Consider the following 15546-nt stretch of genomic DNA (forward strand, 5'->3'; position numbering starts at 1 on the left):
TATAAGGAGTGGGCGATGACGGTGACGATTCCGACCGAACGCGTGGACTTCGAGTCCAGTGGCACGCGCTGCGCGGCGTGGTTGACGCTGCCGGAAGGTGCCGGCCCGCACCCGGCGGTCGTCCTGGTGCACGGTCTGGGTGCGACGCACGACATGATGCTGGCTCAGTACGAACAGCACTTCGCCGCGGCGGGCATCGCCGTCTTGGCCTTCGACTACCGCAACACCGGGGCGTCGGACGGTCAACCGCGTCAACACATCTCGACACGAAGCCAATGCCGCGATGTCGTCGCGGCCATCGACCATCTTGGCGGGCGGTCGGACATTGATGCCGCACGCATCGGGCTGTGGGGTACGAGCCTCGGCGGCATGAACGTGGTTCGCGTCGCGGCCACCCGCGACGATGTCGCCGTCGCGGTGGTCCAGTGCCCGATCGTGCACGGGCCCGGCGCCGCCCGCCGACTCGGACTTCTCGCGGCGCTCCGGCTCACGCCGGCGATCACCGAGGACCTTCTGCGCCGTGTGACGCGGCGCGGCCGCCGTTACGTACCGATCGTGGGACCGTCGGGAGGATTCGCAATGGTCACCGTCGCGGATGCCGAGGAGGGGTGGAACTCGACCGTGCCGCCCGGTGGTCGGTTCGACAACCGGATCGCGGCCGCGGACGCGTTGGCCATGGTGACGACGTCAGCGTTGCGCCACGCACGCGACGTCACGGCGCCCCTGCTGGTGTGCGTGTGCGACCGGGAGAACCTGATGGACCCCGGCTACGCAGAACTGGTCGCGCGCCGGGCACCCGACGGCGTCGCCCGGCACTACGACTCCGACCATTTCGCGATCTACCATCCGCCGCTCGTCGGTCAGGTGCTTGCTGACCAGACCGCCTTCCTGACGGAGCATCTCGATGTCCGTGCGTGACGCGTTGCGCGACAACGACGAAAGATTCCGCGCGATGGCGGCCGGCCTCGGCCCCGCCGAATGGGCGCAGCCCAGCCTGTGCGACGCCTGGACGAACCATGACGTGCTGGCACATCTCGTCATCGGCTACCGCTCGGGCGCCGGAATGACCATGCGCGAGATGCTGCGCCACGGTGGCTCATTCGATCGGGCGAACACCGCGATGGCGTGCGCGCTCGCCGCTACTCGCAGTCCCGACGAACTGCTCGACGAGTTCGGGGAACTGGTATATCGACCGCGAGGCCTTGGACGCATCTTCCCGAAGCAGTTGCTACTGGGTGATCACATCACCCACGAACTCGACATACTGTTCGCCCTCGATCTTGTGCCGCGGATCCCGGGTGAGGCTGTGGTTGCTGTGCTCAATACGCAAGTGGCGCTACCGAATCCGTTCGTGCCCGCGTTCCGCAACAGTAGGGGATTGCGACTGCGCGCCACCGACATCGACTGGGCGCACGGCGACACAGGGCCACTCGTCGAAGGGCGGGGCATCGAGTTGGTTTCCGTCCTGGGGAACCGGCCACGCATGGTGTCCGCACTGCGCGGCGACGGTGTGGAACTGCTCGCGTCGCGGGTCAGCCCGTCCCGGATCCGTAGGGGCGGGTGATGATCTCCAAGTAGTGCCCGCCGGGATCCTGGAAGTACACGCCGCGACCGCCGTCGTTGTGGTTGATCTCCCCGGGCCTGCTGCCCCTGGGATCCGCCCAGTGCTGCAGATCCTGCCCGCGGATACGGCCGTAAATGGCGTCGAACTCGTCCTCGGACACGAGGAACGCATAGTGCTGCGGGCGGATGTCCTCGTCAGTGCCCACTTGGGCGTAGTCGAGGCTGGCGCCGTGGTCGAGTTCGACGACGAGGAACGGGCCGAACTCCTTGGCGGCCGGCAGGCCGAAGAGGTCGGTGAAGAATTGGGCCGATTCCTCACGGTCCTTCGCGGCGACGATGGTGTGGTTGAACGTTATGGCCATTCAATCCATAGAACCACCGCCTTCGACCGGACGGCAACGATGCACCATGGGGGGTATGACGCACGCTGACGTCCTCACCGGACCACGGGTGACGCTGCGGGCACCCACCCTGGATGACGCAGAACCTCTGTTCGACATCGCGTCCGACCCCGAGGTGCCGAGGTACATGTCGTGGCGACCACACCGGAATGTCGACGAGAGCCGGCGCGTCATTACTGACGTGCTCAACGTCGGTGGCGAGACCACGCGGCTGATCGACCTTCGTGAAGACGGGAGCGTGATCGGCGCCATCGGCTGGCGGCGCCCGCAACCACACAGCGTCGACTTCGGCTACTACCTGGGTCGGCAATGGTGGGGGCAGGGGTTCATGTCGGAGGCGGTGCGACTCGTCCTCGACAGCGTCGAGCGCGATCCGACCGTGTACCGCGTCTCCGCCTGTTGCTACGTCGACAACACAGCGTCAGCGAAAGTGCTGGAGCGTAGTGGGCTCAGTCTCGAAGGCCGACTGCGTCGCTACACCCTGTTACCCAACATCAGCGATGAGCCGCAGGATTGTCTGCTGTTCGCCAAGGCGGTGAAGTGATGAGTGCATTCGACCTTCGCGACCTCTCGGTCCCGATCATCGTCGCGCCGATGGCCGGTGGGCCTTCGACGCCCGAACTGGCTGCCGCGGGCACGAATGCCGGCGGCCTCGGGTTCGTCCCAGGGGGATACCTGACGGCTGAGGTGTTCGCCGACCGCGTCGCCAAGGCCCGCCAGCTCGCCACCGGTCCGATCGGTGCCAATCTGTTTGCGCCACAGCCGAGTGCGGGCACGCCCGCCGCGATCGAGGCGTACGCCAAGGCGCTGGCTACCGAGGAGCAGCGCTACGACGCGACTCTCGGTGCGCCCCGGTTCGACGACGACGCGTGGGCAGCGAAGGTGGACGTGCTGCTCGATCTTCGGCCAGACGTGGCGTCGTTCACCTTCGGCGTCCCGAGCGCGGACGAATGCAAGCGACTGCGCGATGCCGGAATTACGACCGTCGGCACCGTGACGACGGTGGCCGAGGCGCAAGCGGCCATCGCCGCCGGCGTGGATGTGCTGGCGGCCCAAGGCCCGTCGGCAGGCGGACATCGCGGAACGTTCGATCCGTCTGCGCAACCGGCATCCGAGCCGCTGGACCAACTGTTGGCCGCGCTGCGGAATGCCGCCAATATTCCGGTGATCGCGGCGGGCGGACTGTCCACCGCCGACGACGTCGCGCGGGTGATGGCGGCCGGCGCGATCGCGGCGCAACTCGGCACGGCCTTCCTGCTGGCCGACGAAGCGGGCAGCAGCCCCGTTCACCGTGCCGCGCTGAAGGACCCGCAGTTCACCGAAACCGCTGTCACCCGGTCGTTTTCCGGCCGCTACGCACGCGGGCTGCGGAACCGATTCATCGACGAGCACGAGGCCGAGGCACCGTTCGGTTACCCCGAGGTGCACTATCTGACCAGCCCCGTGCGGGCGGCGGCGGTGCGCGCGGGCGATCCGCATGGTGTGAACGTGTGGGCGGGAACGGGATTTCGCGCCGTGTGCGCGGGTTCGGTCGCCGAGATCTTCGCGAGGCTGACGTAGACGTCAATATCACCGTGACGGCGGCGCCGGCAAGCTACTCTCTCGAACCATGCAGCTTTCCCGGCGTGCCTTCGGGGTGGGCTGCGGCGCGCTTGCGGCCTCGCAACTGCTCCCGGGGTGTAGCAGCAGTGACGAGCCCGGCGCGTCGAAAGCGCCCAGCGCGCCGAAAGAGCGCATCGTGGTGATCGGCGCAGGCATGGCGGGCCTCGCCGCCGCACGGCGCCTAGCCGATGCCGGCATGGACGTCACCGTGGTGGAAGCCCGCGACCGCATCGGTGGACGCACATGGACTGACGCGTCGCTCGGCGTGCCAATCGATCTGGGTGCGGCATGGATCCACGGCCCCGAAGGCAACCCGATCACCGAACTCGCGGACCAGGTCGGCGCGCGGCGGGTCGAGACCGACTTCGACAAGCCCGTTTTGTTCCGTAACGGTGCCGAAGTCGGCGCAGACATGGTGGAGAGCACGCTGGCGGGCTGGCAGGAGATCGCCAAAGAGCTTGGGGCGCTGAGTGAGGACGCCGGGGAAGACGAGTCGGTCGCAAGCGGCCTCGCGCAGGTCGCCAACATGGACAACCCGTTTGTCCAGTGGAGTGTGGCCAGCGAGATCGTCGGCGACTATGCGGCCGATCCAGATGAGCTCTCGCTCAAATGGTTGGGCAACGAAGGTGAGTTCAGCGGACCCGATCTGATCCTGCCCGGCGGCTATATCCAACTGGCACAACATCTTGCGCGTGGGCTGACGATCCGGTTGAGCGCCGAGGTCAGCCGCGTCAACTACGGCGGCTCGGGGGTCCGGATCGAGACGTCCCAAGGTGTCCTCGAGGCGGACCGAGCGATCGTCACCATTCCGCTAGGTGTGCTCAAGGCGAGCACGATTGCGTTCGAGCCGCCGCTGCCCGACGAAAAGCAGGCAGCGATCGAACGACTCGGTTTCGGTCTGCTCGACAAGGTGGTGCTCAAATTCGACCAGCCGTTCTGGCCGGACGCGGACGTGATCGGGCTCGTAGGCAGCGAGCAGCCGCTGCCGTTTCTGATCAACGGTGAGACGTTCGCTGATGTCCCGTTGTTGGTCGGCCTACGTGGCGGTTCCGATGCGCGTGCGCGCGAGTCCCTTTCCGACCAAGACGCGGTGTCTCAGGTCGTGACGGCGCTCGGCGCACCGCCCCCGACCGGATCGCTCGTCACCCGCTGGGCCGCGGACCCCTATGCGCGGGGCTCGTACAGCTTCATCGCCGTCGGCTCGAGTCCCGACGATATGGAGGCGCTCGCCGAACCGGTCAACGAAAGGCTCGCGTTCGCCGGTGAAGCCACCAATGCGGAGTTCTTCGGCACCTTACACGGCGCGTACCTCAGCGGGGTCCGCGAAGCCGACAGGATTCTCGGCTAGCCACTGCAGATCGCTTGCGAGCGCGTCGCCGTTCTCCGAACGGACGGTGATGCCGAGCATGCGAGACTCGCTTGCGTGCCTGCGTCTGACTCCCCGATCACGAACGTCTCCGACACCGCACGCTGGGTCGCGACCTACCGGGCCCGCGAGACCGCGCGTCCCGATGCGCTGTTCCACGACCACCTCGCCGAGCGGCTGTCAGGGGAGCGCGGCCGCGCGATGGTCGCCGCGGCGCCACGGGCAATGCGCACCGGGTGGTTCCTGGTGGCGCGCACCAAGGTCATCGACGACATCGTGATGCACGCGATCGCCGACGGATGCGACCGGGTCCTGAACCTGGCCGCCGGTCTCGACACCCGGCCCTTCCGACTGGATCTGCCGCCGGACTTCCGGTGGGTCGAGGCGGACCTGCCGGGCCTGCTCGAGGAAAAACAGCGGTTGCTCGCAGACGAGACGCCGCGATGCCGGCTGACGACACACGCCGTCGATCTCGCCGACGCGCCCACCCGCGAGGCATTCCTGGATGAGGAACTCAGCGGCGCAGCCAAGGCCCTCGTATTGACCGAGGGTCTGCTGATGTACCTGGAAGAGAGCGATGTCCGGTCGCTGTCGGCATCCTTCATCCGCCCTGAGATCGCCTGGTGGATGCTGGACTTCGCCGGCCCGGGACTGCAGAAGCGGCTCAACAAGGGCACCGGCGGCATGCTCAACAGCGCGCCGATCAAATTTGCGCCCGCCAACGGGCTGGCCTTCTACGAAGATCTCGGCTGGCGCCCGGTCGAATGCGATTCGGTGTTCGCCGCGGCGCATCGATTCGACCGGCTGCCATGGTGGATGCGCCCCGCGGCGTATCTACCCCAGCCCGATCCCCGTAACCCGGGCCGCAATACCTACAGCGGCATCGTCCGGCTCACCCGGTGACTATTTCGGGGCGCTGAGCTCCAGCGCGATGTTGTCGGGGTCTCGAAACTCCAAAATGTATGCCGGGCCGATGTCCTTGATCGGCTCATGCGCGATGCCGAGGAAATCGAGATGATCTACCGCGGAATCCAATTCATCCTTGCTGCCGACCCGGAACGCGAGATGGTCCAGGCCGGTGCGGTCCTCGTCGAAGCGATCGGTGGCAACCGGGCGCAACCCAATCAGTGTGCCGCCGAGGTCGTAGATCACGCCGCCGAACAGAAAGCTCAGCATCTCGCGCGTTGCCGCGTCGGCCGGTTCGGGCATCTCTATGAGAACGGGCCAACCGAACACGCTGTCGTAGAACTGCCGGGATCGATCGATGTCGGTCACGGTGAGTCGGACGTGGGCAATAGACGTGGTGTTGATCGCCATGGATGTTCATCGTGCCAGAATCGCGATCGTGCAGATCGGGATGACGATGCCGGTGATGGAGCCCAACCTGGATGCCTCGACGCTCCGGGAATGGGCGCAGGTGATCGACGGCGGGCCGTTCTCGTCGTTGTGCTGGGGTGAGCGCATCGCGTTCAGCAACCCGGACTCCCCGACGCTGCTGGGCGCGTTGTCGGCGTGGACCGATCGGGTGCGGTTGGTGACGACGGTCATCGTTCCCCAGCTGCACGATCCCGTCATGCTGGCCAAGGCCCTGGCCACCGGCGACATGCTCAGCGGTGGTCGGCTGACCGTCGGACTGGGTGTGGGCGGCCGGAACGAGGACTACAACGCCGTGGGTGCGGATGTCGCGACCCAGACGATGCGCGGGATGGCCGACAGCGTCGCGGTGATGCGACGTGTCTGGGCGGGGGAGAAGGTCACCGATTCGGTCGAGCCGGTCGGACCGCAGCCGGTACAGAACGGGGGACCGCAATTGCTCGTTGGAACTATGGGCCCCAAGACCGTGCGCAGTGCCGCCGCGTGGGCCGACGGGCTGGCGGGGACGACGTTGGACCTCGACGTCGAGAAGGAGAGCAAATTGTTCGACGTCGCACGCGAGGCGTGGGCGCAGGCGGGCAAGGATCGCCCGCACCTGGCCACGTCGTTCTGGTTCGCGATCGGCGACGGTGAGGAACCCCGGGCGCAGGTCCACGAGCATCTGCGGCGCTACATGAACTGGATTCCGGTCGAATACGTCGACGCGATGGCACCCACCACCGGTTGGGCGGGAACCGAAAGTGAGCTACTGGCGGTGTTGCGCGGATTCGAGGCGATCGGCGCTGACGAAATCCATTTGATCCCAACGAGTTCGGACCTCGATCAGGTACGGCAGGTCGCCGAGGTGGTCAAGGAGCTTCAGAGGCCGTCGTAGACCCTCTTGTAGTACGACGCCAGCGAACGCCGCCCGACGAACCGCATCAGGGTCACGGCCAGCAGGCCCCTGACGCTTTTCGATGTCTGTTGCCAAGCCCCGTGTACTGTGCTGCCGCCGTCGCGAGGCGTCGCCGTAAGCGACATGTAACCGCCCGTCTCGAGGTCGTCGCTCTCGACGACTGTCAGGACCACCGAGTTCGGCTCCGACCAGTCGTAATGCCATTTCGCCCAGAGTTTGGGGACGTTCTGGCCTTCGCGGATGTCGGCGTCGTTCTCCCCGATTCGATACACCTCGAAGGCTTCGACCGAAGACGCCGGCCACCGGTGGGGGCGGTTCGGGGAGAAATCCGTCATCATCTCGACGACTTGTACCGGCGTCGCAGTCGTCACGAAATCAAACTCGAACGTGGTGCGCACGCGCCGAAACTATCAGGAAGGCCGTGGCAGGCTGAACCCATGACGACTCCGCTGCCGCCAATCGTGTCGCGGTCCGAATGGGAGAAGGCCCGCGCGGAATTGCTGCTTCGGGAAAAGGAACTGACGCGGCTCAAGGACTCCGTCAGCGCTGCCCGGCGCCGCTTGCCGATGGTCGAGATCACCGAGTCGTACGTGTTCCAATCCGAACACGGCGCGATGACATTGCTCGATCTGTTCGGCGGGCGCAGGCAGTTGATTCTGCAGCACTTCATGTTCGGTAGCGATTGGGACCAAGGGTGCGACGGATGTTCCATGATGGCCGAGCACGTCGGCCCACTGTCGCACCTGCATGCGAAAGACACGTCGTTCGTGCTGGTTTCGCGCGCTCCGCTGTCAGCGCTGCTGAGATTCCGTGACCGGATGGGCTGGCAGCTTCCGTGGGTGTCGTCGGAAGGAACGACGTTCAACGAGGACTTCGGTGCGACGGTTGACGGCGAGGAGCGCCAGTCGGTGAGCGTATTCCTGCGCGATGGCGACCGGGTCTTCCACACGTGGCAGACCTTCAGCCGCGGCGAGGAGCCGTTCATGGTCGTGTTCGACCTGCTCGATCTCACGCCGTACGGGCGGCAGGAGACGTGGGAACAGTCACCGGAGGGCTGGCCGCAGCAGCCGCCGTACGAGTGGATGCGGCTGGCCGACTCCTACTGACGCTGTATCGCTAATCTCAGACCGTGACCTCGAACTGGACGCCGAGCCGACTCGGCGATTTGAGTGGCAAGCGCATCATCGTCACGGGCGCGACGAACGGTGTAGGCCTGGGGACGGCTCGGGCGTTGGTCCGCACGGGTGCGCACGTGATTCTCGCGGTGCGCAACCTGGATCTGGGCGCGCAGCGCGCGGCCGAGATGGGCGGCGACACCTCCGTCGTCAAACTCGATCTCGCCGATCTGACGTCGGTGCGTGCGTTTCCCGACCTGATCGAGGGTGACGTGGACATCCTGATCAACAACGCGGGCCTGGTCGCGCAGACGCGAAGCGACACCGTCGACGGCTTCGAGATGATGCTCGGCACGAACTTCCTCGGCCCGTTTGCGTTGACCAACCTGCTCTTCGAGCGGGTGAAGTCGAAGATCATCAACGTCGGCTCCGATGCCCACAAAGGGGGCACCATCGCGTTCGACGATCCGCACCTGCGTACGCGGAAGTGGTCTTCCCTTCCGGCGTACGCGCGCTCGAAACTGGCCGTCATGTTGTGGGGGCTGGAGTTGGATCGCCGGCTGCGCGAGGCGAATTCACCGGTGACGTCGTATCTGACGCATCCGGGTTGGGTGGCGTCCAATCTGTCGAACGTGTCCGACACCCGCGTCATGTCCGCGTTCCACTCGGTGGTGACCTCGATCGCCAACAGAATCGGCAACGACATCGACGCGGGCGCCGCGACGTCCCTGTACTGCATCAGCGAGCCCATCCCGCCGGGCAGTTTCGTAGCCATCGACGGACGATTCGGATTCAAGGGCGGGCCGACACTCGGCGGCCGGACGGCAAACGCCTGCGATTACGAAGACGCCCAGAAACTTTGGGATTTCGCAGAGAACGAGACGGGCACGACATTCCCGATCAAGGGCAGATGACGCTGAATTCGAAGGGCTCGCTGATCTGCTCCGGCGGATCGGCGTCGCAGAATTGCTCAGGCGCTGAGCGACGCGGTGTCCTCCTCGACGTCGCCCCGCATAAGCGAGCCAAGATCGGCTTGGTCGTATTCGGCAGGCAGCGTCGAGTCGATGAACCGCTCCACGACGGAGACGAAGCGGTCTGGATGGTCGTGAAAGGGCATGTGTCCGGAGTTTTCGAAGATCTCCAGATGTGATTCGGGCATCGCCTCATGGGCTATCCGCGCATGGTTCACCGGAATCACCAAATCGTCTTCACCCCAGATGATCTGCTTGGGCATCGACGGCATGAGGTAGGCACGATCGAGCATCGTGACGAACTGTCCGCGACCGTCCACCACGCCCCGCACCGTGCGTGCAAACGCCGACAATGCCTTCGGATCGGCCAGCCTTGCGAGCAGATCCATGCCGCTCGACAGGTCGCGCCCGTGCTTGGTCGCACCGAGCAGGGATTTGGCTGCGAGGCCGGCGAACCTCAGGGCTGGAACCGCGCCTGGGAGACGTAATGCGGCCAGCGACTCGGCTCCCATCGGCAATGCGGCCAGCCGCAGAGCCGGCGTCACGTCCTTCGTCACGCCGCCACAGCTGACGAAGACGAGGCGTTCGACCATATGGGGGTATTGGTAGGCAAACTGTGCGGCGATACCGCCGCCAAGGGAATGGCCCACAAGGGTGACGCGGTCGATCCCGAGCACGGTGAGTAGGTCGCGCATGCCATTCGCAAAAGACGCCAGCGAGTAATCGGCGCGCGGCTTGTCCGACTCACCGTGACCGAGAAGGTCCGGCGCAATGACCGTAAACCGTTGCGCAAGTTTCGAATGCACGGCGTTCCACGTGGTGGAGTTGTCGCCGACGCCGTGGATCAGCAGCACCGCGGGGCCCGAACCGGCGATGCGAAAAGCGCGACGATAACCGTGAATGGTGCGGAACTGCAGCGACGGTGTGACCTCGCGCGCCGAGCGCGCGTCGGGACGTGAAGCAGGCATTGGAGTCTCCCTTCTGTCAGGCGTTCTGCGAAGCCTGAAAGGAAGCACTTGGTGATTTCTTGGAGACCCGCGAAGCAGCGCTTCCGCTGAGGAATTGCCCCGGGGGACGCCACTTCTCGTTGAAGTCGCAACAAGCGAACTCGATACCGTGGTCGTATTCAAGCAAGGTGGCGAAGCAGCCCTGTATCAGCGGCTAACATCCGTCCATGCCGTTGGGGAGCGGTGCGAACATTGCCGGGTACAGGGTCATCCGGCTACTCGGATCTGGCGGCATGGGCGAGGTTTATCTGGTCCAGCATCCCCGCCTGCCGCGCCGCGATGCACTGAAGGTACTTCCGGCCGACGTCTCGGCTGATCCCGACTACCGCGCGCGGTTCAACCGCGAGGCCGACCTTGTCTCCACCCTGTGGCATCCGCATATCGTCGGCGTGCACGACAGGGGTGAGTACGAGGGCCAGCTATGGATCTCAATGGACTTCGTCGATGGTGTCGACGCAGGACGCCTACTCACTGAGCAGTACCCGGCCGGAATGCCGCCGGGCCAGGTCGCCGAGATCGTCGCTGCGGTGGCCAGCGCACTCGACTATGCGCACAAGCAAGGGTTGCTGCATCGTGACGTCAAGCCCGCCAACATCATGCTCACGCAAGTCGATGACGAAGGTAAGCGTCGCGCACTTCTGACTGACTTCGGTATTGCGCGGGATCTCGACGACGTGAGCGGTCTCACGATGACGAATATGACGGTAGGCACGATTGCATATTCAGCACCCGAACAGTTGATGGGCGAAACCGTAGATGGCCGCGCCGACCAATACGCTCTGGCCGCAACCGCCTACCGTCTGCTCACGGGCGCTGCCCTTTTCCCGCACTCAAATGCAGCGGTCGTCATCACCCACCATCTGAACTCGGTACCGCTGCCAGTGTCGGCGGTGCGCCCAGAGTTGTTCGCGCTCGACTGGGTCCTGTCAAAGGCCCTGAGCAAGAGTCCCCAAGGACGGTTCATCCGGTGCGGCGACTTCGCGCGGGCCTTCACCGACCAGGTGCACACACCGTCACCGCCGCTACCCTCAGCGCCAACCGCACCGGCGCCAATCCCACTTGCTCATGCACCCCAAGCAACAAGTGTCCCGACGCGGGCGGAGCGCAACATCCCGTTGAAGTGGATCCTTCCGGTCGGCGCGGCTGCGCTTGCGCTCGGTGTCGGTGCGACTGTCCTGGTATGGCAATCGCTGGAGGACGACTCCGTGGCCACAGAAACCTCGACCGTGATGCCCTCGACAACCAGTACAACCACGACGACAACCCGTGTTCCCCCGCCGCCGGCGCCTCCATCGACGCCATCACCGACGCCCACCCCCGTTTCGGATACCAGTCCGGAAAACGCATTCATCGGCGCTCTCAATGGGCAAGGAGTCACGTGGCCGGGAGCCACCCCGGCCAACATGGTCGCGGCCGGACGCGGCGTATGCACCGACTGGGACGCCGGGGCCACCTTCGACCAAGAGGTCGCCTCCCTGACTCCCCATATGAGCGCCGAAGACGCGGCGTTCTTGATCGGCGCATCGACCGCTGCGTTCTGCCCGCAGTATGAGTGGAAGGTCCAATAACGACTCAGCCGCCGACGCCGTTGTCGAGTCCGAGATGGATTCCGTAGTACCAGGGGATGCCGGCCTGTGCGAGTGTCGTGACAAGCACGAGCACAATGAACGCGCCGAGCCAACCGTGGAATCGTGTCCTGGCGCGCATGGGCGCGAAGGCAAGCACCGAGAACAGCAGACCGATACCCGCCGCTACCCAGGTGAGGACCGTCAGAGGGGTCTCCGCCGACTTCTGGTATTCGGTGACGTACCCGTCCGGAAAGCCGAACATGGATACGTCCATGTACGTCCAGAGGGACAGGCCGAACGCAGCAATCCCGCAGATCACGCAGGCAGCTCTGACCACGGCCGCCATTGATTTCTTGCCCGCGGTTTCGCCAGTTGGCATCAGACCATTATCGATGGACCCACGTACCGGTCGGTATCAACTGAACTGCGATGAAAGGGTGCCCCCGGCAGGATTCGAACCTGCGGCCTTCTGCTCCGGAGGCAGACGCTCTATCCCCTGAGCTACGGGGGCGCACGTGCATGAACCTGCGCCAATGGGCCCGCACAGCCTAACGCATTCGAGTGACCGGAAACCGATTCGGGGGCTGACCACGTCAGACCATAGGATGGACCCTCGTGACCCCAGCCGACTTGGCCGAGCTGCTCAAGACCACCGCGGCCGCGGTGCTCTCCGAGCATGGACTCGATACCGCCGCGCTACCGGACACGGTCACTGTCGAGCGCCCGCGCAATCCTGACCACGGCGATTACGCCACGAATCTGGCCCTTCAGCTGGGCAAGAAGGTCGGCGCGAACCCGCGTGAGCTGGCCGGCTGGCTCGCCACCGCGCTGGCTCAGACCGACGGCATCGCCGCCGCCGATGTCGCGGGGCCTGGCTTCGTCAACCTGCGCCTCGACGCCTCCGCCCAGGGCGTGATCGTCAACAACGTCCTCGCCGCGGGCCCGGCCTACGGGCACAGCGAGGAGCTGAAAGCCGAGAACATCAACCTGGAGTTCGTCTCGGCGAATCCGACCGGGCCGATCCACATCGGCGGCACCCGCTGGGCCGCCGTCGGCGACGCGCTGGGCCGGCTGCTGTCGACGCAGGGTGCGCAGGTCGTTCGTGAGTACTACTTCAACGATCACGGCGCCCAGATCGACCGGTTCTCCAATTCATTGATCGCCGCGGCCAAAGGTGAGCCGACGCCTGAAGACGGATACGCGGGCGACTACATCAAAGACATTGCCGCACAAGTGGTTGCCAAGGAACCCGATGTATTAGGCCTGCCAGACGCCGAGATGCGGGAGACATTCCGTGCCATCGGTGTCGACCTGATGTTCACTCACATCAAGGCCTCGCTGCACGAGTTCGGCACCGACTTCGACGTCTACACCCATGAAGACTCGATGCACACGTCCGGCCGGGTCGAGCAGGCGATCGCCAAGCTGCGCGAGGCGGGCAAGGTCTATGAGAAGGACGGCGCAGTCTGGCTGCGCACTACCGACTTCGGCGACGATAAGGACCGCGTCGTCATCAAGAGCGACGGTGCTCCGGCCTACGTCGCCGCGGACATCGCCTACTACCTCGACAAGCGTGAGCGCGGGTTCGACCTGTGTATTTACATGCTCGGCGCAGATCACCACGGATACATCGCCCGGCTCAAGGCCATCGCGTCCTCGCTGGGTCAGGATCCCGCCACCGTCGAGGTGTTGATCGGCCAGATGGTCAACCTGGTCCGCGACGGCCAGCCGGTCCGGATGAGTAAGCGTGCCGGAACGGTCATCACGCTCGACGACCTCGTGGACGCGATCGGTGTCGATGCCGCGCGGTACTCGCTGATCCGCTCCTCGGTGGACAGCCCCATCGATATCGACCTCGCGTTGTGGTCTTCGGCATCCAACGAAAACCCGGTCTACTACGTGCAATACGCGCACGCCCGGCTCTCCGCGCTGGCTCGCAACGCTGCCGAGCTGGGCCTTGCCGCGAGCACTGACCACCTTGAGCTGCTGACGCACGACAAGGAGGGCGTGCTGATCCGCAACATCGGGGAGTTTCCCCGTGTACTGAAAACCGCTGCCGCACTGCGTGAACCGCACCGGGTCTCCCGATACCTCGAAGACCTGGCCGGGGACTACCACCGGTTCTACGACTCATGTCGTGTGCTGCCGCAGGGCGACGAAGCGCCGAATGATCTGCATGCCGCGCGCTTGGCGCTGTGCGATGCGACGCGCCAGGTCATCGCCAACGGTCTCGGCATCCTCGGCGTCAGCGCTCCGGAGCGCATGTGATCGCGCACCCCGCCGGTCCCCGGCACGCCGAAGAGGTCCACCACGGTGGTGCCCCGCCCCGCCCGCTGTCGGCGGCCGAGGTCTTGCTGCTTGCCCCGAACGTCTGGCCGCGCAACACAGTTCGCGGCGACGACGGCGTGGTATCGATTGCCGGCGTCTCCGTCGCCGACATCGCCGCCGAATTCGGCACCCCGACGTTCGTGATCGACGAGGACGACTTCCGGTCACGGTGCCGCGAGATCGCCGCGGCATTCGGCGGCGGGGAGAACGTGCGCTACGCGGCCAAGGCGTTCATGTGCTCCGAGGTGGCCCGCTGGATCGCCGAAGAGGGGCTGTCCCTCGACGTCGCGACCGGCGGCGAGATGGCTGTCGCGTTGCACGCCGGATTCCCGGCTAATCGGATTGCGTTGCACGGCAATAACAAGTCGATCGAAGAGCTGACCGCCGCCGTCAATGCGGGCATCGAGCACGTCGTGGTCGATTCGATGGTCGAGATCGAGCGCCTCGACGAGATCGCCGGAGCCGCGGGTGTCGTCCAGGATGTCCTGGTACGCGTCACCGTCGGCGTCGAAGCGCACACCCACGAGTTCATCTCGACCGCACACGAAGACCAGAAGTTCGGCCTGTCGCTCGCCAGTGGCGCGGCCCTGGCCGCCGTGCGTCGTGTGTTCGCGACCGACCATCTGCGCCTGGTCGGCCTGCACAGCCATATCGGATCGCAGATCTTCGACGTCGCGGGGTTCGAGATCGCCGCGCACCGTGTCATCGGACTGCTGGCCGACGTCGTTGCCGAGTTCGGCGTCGAGAAGACCTCGCAGATGTCGATCGTCGACCTCGGCGGAGGGCTCGGCATTTCCTATCTGCCGCAGGACGATCCGCCACCGGTCGCTGAGCTGGCGGCCAAGCTGAGCGCCATCGTGCGCGACGAGTCGGCGGCGGTCGGGCTGCCCACGCCTCAACTGGTGGTCGAACCCGGCCGCGCGATCGCGGGTCCGGGAACCATCACGCTCTATCAGGTCGGCACCGTCAAGGATGTGGCCGTCGCCGCCGATCGGTACCGCCGTTACGTCAGTGTCGACGGGGGCATGAGCGACAACATCCGCACCTCGTTGTACGGAGCGGAATACGACGTCCGCCTGATCTCCCGTGCGAGTGAAGGCTCATCGACTCTGGGGCGCGTCGTCGGAAAGCACTGCGAGAGCGGCGATATCGTTGTGAAGGACACGTGGGTGCCGGATGACATCCGGCCGGGCGATCTGCTTGGCGTCGCCGCCACGGGCGCGTACTGCTATTCCATGTCAAGCCGTTACAACCTGATCGGTCGCCCTGCGGTCGTGGCCGTGCGCGATGGGCAAGCCCGTCTGATTCTGCGCCGGGAGACCGTCGACGATCTACTAAGTCTGGAAGTGAGGTAAC

16 protein-coding genes, 1 tRNA gene and 1 pseudogene are annotated in these 15546 nt (G+C 65.5%); 12 read left to right on the top strand and 6 right to left on the bottom strand.

The window, feature by feature from the left end:
* Nucleotides 1-3: 3 nt before the first annotated feature.
* Nucleotides 4-918 (top strand): annotated as a pseudogene (locus tag ACIA48_RS25710) (alpha/beta hydrolase); the annotation flags it as partial.
* Nucleotides 905-1564: a maleylpyruvate isomerase family mycothiol-dependent enzyme gene (locus tag ACIA48_RS25715; RefSeq protein ID WP_396738322.1), complete on the top strand. Its 660-nt coding sequence runs from the start codon at nucleotides 905-907 to the stop codon at nucleotides 1562-1564. The pseudogene ACIA48_RS25710 and the gene ACIA48_RS25715, both read left to right, overlap by 14 nt.
* Here ACIA48_RS25715 and ACIA48_RS25720 read toward each other — a convergent pair.
* Nucleotides 1533-1925 carry a VOC family protein gene (locus ACIA48_RS25720; RefSeq protein WP_396738325.1) on the bottom strand — a complete coding sequence of 131 codons (393 nt, stop codon included), beginning with the start codon at nucleotides 1923-1925 and terminating at the stop codon, nucleotides 1533-1535. The two genes, ACIA48_RS25715 and ACIA48_RS25720, sit on opposite strands and share 32 nt — an antisense overlap.
* Nucleotides 1926-1980: 55 nt before the next feature.
* Here ACIA48_RS25720 and ACIA48_RS25725 point away from each other — a divergent pair, with 55 nt between their 5' ends.
* From ACIA48_RS25725 to ACIA48_RS25740, 4 genes are all read left to right on the top strand, one after another.
* A complete protein-coding gene (locus ACIA48_RS25725) occupies nucleotides 1981-2508 on the top strand; it encodes a GNAT family N-acetyltransferase (protein ID WP_396738329.1) in 528 nt (175 codons plus the stop codon).
* The gene (locus ACIA48_RS25730) at nucleotides 2508-3524 is read left to right on the top strand and encodes a nitronate monooxygenase (protein ID WP_396738332.1); all 1017 of its coding nucleotides are present in this window, start codon (nucleotides 2508-2510) and stop codon (nucleotides 3522-3524) included. The genes ACIA48_RS25725 and ACIA48_RS25730 overlap by 1 nt, the downstream gene beginning before the upstream one ends.
* A gap of 49 nt (nucleotides 3525-3573) precedes the next feature.
* The gene (locus ACIA48_RS25735) at nucleotides 3574-4914 is read left to right on the top strand and encodes a flavin monoamine oxidase family protein (RefSeq protein WP_396738335.1); all 1341 of its coding nucleotides are present in this window, start codon (nucleotides 3574-3576) and stop codon (nucleotides 4912-4914) included.
* 75 nt (nucleotides 4915-4989) lie between these two features.
* Nucleotides 4990-5835, top strand: a complete 846-nt coding sequence (locus ACIA48_RS25740; RefSeq protein ID WP_396738337.1) for a class I SAM-dependent methyltransferase — start codon at nucleotides 4990-4992, stop codon at nucleotides 5833-5835.
* Here ACIA48_RS25740 and ACIA48_RS25745 read toward each other — a convergent pair whose 3' ends face one another.
* The gene (locus ACIA48_RS25745; protein ID WP_396738339.1) at nucleotides 5836-6249 is read right to left on the bottom strand and encodes a VOC family protein; all 414 of its coding nucleotides are present in this window, start codon (nucleotides 6247-6249) and stop codon (nucleotides 5836-5838) included.
* Nucleotides 6250-6289: 40 nt separating this feature from the next.
* On the opposite strand from ACIA48_RS25745, the gene ACIA48_RS25750 reads away from it, so the two are divergent.
* Nucleotides 6290-7180 (top strand): LLM class flavin-dependent oxidoreductase, encoded by an 891-nt coding sequence (locus ACIA48_RS25750; RefSeq protein WP_396738498.1) that lies wholly within the window; start codon nucleotides 6290-6292, stop codon nucleotides 7178-7180.
* Here ACIA48_RS25750 and ACIA48_RS25755 read toward each other — a convergent pair.
* Nucleotides 7165-7599 (bottom strand): hypothetical protein, encoded by a 435-nt coding sequence (locus ACIA48_RS25755; protein WP_396738342.1) that lies wholly within the window; start codon nucleotides 7597-7599, stop codon nucleotides 7165-7167. The genes ACIA48_RS25750 and ACIA48_RS25755 overlap by 16 nt on opposite strands.
* A gap of 39 nt (nucleotides 7600-7638) precedes the next feature.
* Between ACIA48_RS25755 and ACIA48_RS25760 the strand changes: the two genes are divergently transcribed.
* Both ACIA48_RS25760 and ACIA48_RS25765 read left to right on the top strand, forming a co-directional pair.
* Nucleotides 7639-8307, top strand: a complete 669-nt coding sequence (locus tag ACIA48_RS25760) for a DUF899 domain-containing protein (RefSeq protein ID WP_396738345.1) — start codon at nucleotides 7639-7641, stop codon at nucleotides 8305-8307.
* Between the two features lie 23 nt (nucleotides 8308-8330).
* On the top strand, nucleotides 8331-9230 hold the full coding sequence (locus ACIA48_RS25765; protein ID WP_396738348.1) for an SDR family NAD(P)-dependent oxidoreductase: 900 nt from the start codon (nucleotides 8331-8333) through the stop codon (nucleotides 9228-9230).
* Between the two features lie 56 nt (nucleotides 9231-9286).
* On the opposite strand, the gene ACIA48_RS25770 is transcribed toward ACIA48_RS25765, so the two are convergent.
* The gene (locus ACIA48_RS25770; RefSeq protein WP_396738350.1) at nucleotides 9287-10255 is read right to left on the bottom strand and encodes an alpha/beta fold hydrolase; all 969 of its coding nucleotides are present in this window, start codon (nucleotides 10253-10255) and stop codon (nucleotides 9287-9289) included.
* A 206-nt stretch (nucleotides 10256-10461) separates the two neighbouring features.
* Between ACIA48_RS25770 and ACIA48_RS25775 the strand changes: the two genes are divergently transcribed.
* The gene (locus ACIA48_RS25775) at nucleotides 10462-11862 is read left to right on the top strand and encodes a serine/threonine-protein kinase (protein WP_396738353.1); all 1401 of its coding nucleotides are present in this window, start codon (nucleotides 10462-10464) and stop codon (nucleotides 11860-11862) included.
* 4 nt (nucleotides 11863-11866) lie between these two features.
* On the opposite strand, the gene ACIA48_RS25780 is transcribed toward ACIA48_RS25775, so the two are convergent.
* Together ACIA48_RS25780 and ACIA48_RS25785 are read right to left on the bottom strand one after the other, a co-directional pair.
* Entirely contained in the window at nucleotides 11867-12241 is a 375-nt protein-coding gene (locus tag ACIA48_RS25780; RefSeq protein WP_396738356.1) for a hypothetical protein, read from the bottom strand.
* A 59-nt stretch (nucleotides 12242-12300) separates the two neighbouring features.
* Nucleotides 12301-12373, bottom strand: a tRNA-Arg gene (locus ACIA48_RS25785).
* Between the two features lie 104 nt (nucleotides 12374-12477).
* Here ACIA48_RS25785 and argS point away from each other — a divergent pair.
* Entirely contained in the window at nucleotides 12478-14130 is a 1653-nt protein-coding gene (gene argS / locus ACIA48_RS25790; protein ID WP_396738359.1) for an arginine--tRNA ligase, read from the top strand.
* A 65-nt stretch (nucleotides 14131-14195) separates the two neighbouring features.
* Nucleotides 14196-15545 carry a diaminopimelate decarboxylase gene (gene lysA, locus ACIA48_RS25795; protein WP_396738499.1) on the top strand — a complete coding sequence of 450 codons (1350 nt, stop codon included), beginning with the start codon at nucleotides 14196-14198 and terminating at the stop codon, nucleotides 15543-15545.
* Nucleotide 15546: the final 1 nt, after the last annotated feature.

The organism is Mycobacterium sp. NPDC051804 (assembly GCF_044452905.1).
In the GTDB taxonomy this organism is placed as follows: domain Bacteria; phylum Actinomycetota; class Actinomycetes; order Mycobacteriales; family Mycobacteriaceae; genus Mycobacterium.

Excerpts from the sequence above, each read along its gene's own strand:
- ACIA48_RS25715 (WP_396738322.1), top strand. The coding sequence starts at position 905 with ATGTCCGTGCGTGACGCGTTGCGCGACAACGACGAAAGATTCCGCGCG.
- ACIA48_RS25720 (WP_396738325.1), bottom strand. The coding sequence starts at position 1,925 with ATGGCCATAACGTTCAACCACACCATCGTCGCCGCGAAGGACCGTGAG.
- ACIA48_RS25725 (WP_396738329.1), top strand. The coding sequence starts at position 1,981 with ATGACGCACGCTGACGTCCTCACCGGACCACGGGTGACGCTGCGGGCA.
- ACIA48_RS25730 (WP_396738332.1), top strand. The coding sequence starts at position 2,508 with ATGAGTGCATTCGACCTTCGCGACCTCTCGGTCCCGATCATCGTCGCG.
- ACIA48_RS25735 (WP_396738335.1), top strand. The coding sequence starts at position 3,574 with ATGCAGCTTTCCCGGCGTGCCTTCGGGGTGGGCTGCGGCGCGCTTGCG.
- ACIA48_RS25745 (WP_396738339.1), bottom strand. The coding sequence starts at position 6,249 with ATGGCGATCAACACCACGTCTATTGCCCACGTCCGACTCACCGTGACC.
- ACIA48_RS25750 (WP_396738498.1), top strand. The coding sequence starts at position 6,290 with ATGACGATGCCGGTGATGGAGCCCAACCTGGATGCCTCGACGCTCCGG.
- ACIA48_RS25760 (WP_396738345.1), top strand. The coding sequence starts at position 7,639 with ATGACGACTCCGCTGCCGCCAATCGTGTCGCGGTCCGAATGGGAGAAG.
- ACIA48_RS25770 (WP_396738350.1), bottom strand. The coding sequence starts at position 10,255 with ATGCCTGCTTCACGTCCCGACGCGCGCTCGGCGCGCGAGGTCACACCG.
- ACIA48_RS25775 (WP_396738353.1), top strand. The coding sequence starts at position 10,462 with ATGCCGTTGGGGAGCGGTGCGAACATTGCCGGGTACAGGGTCATCCGG.
- ACIA48_RS25780 (WP_396738356.1), bottom strand. The coding sequence starts at position 12,241 with ATGCCAACTGGCGAAACCGCGGGCAAGAAATCAATGGCGGCCGTGGTC.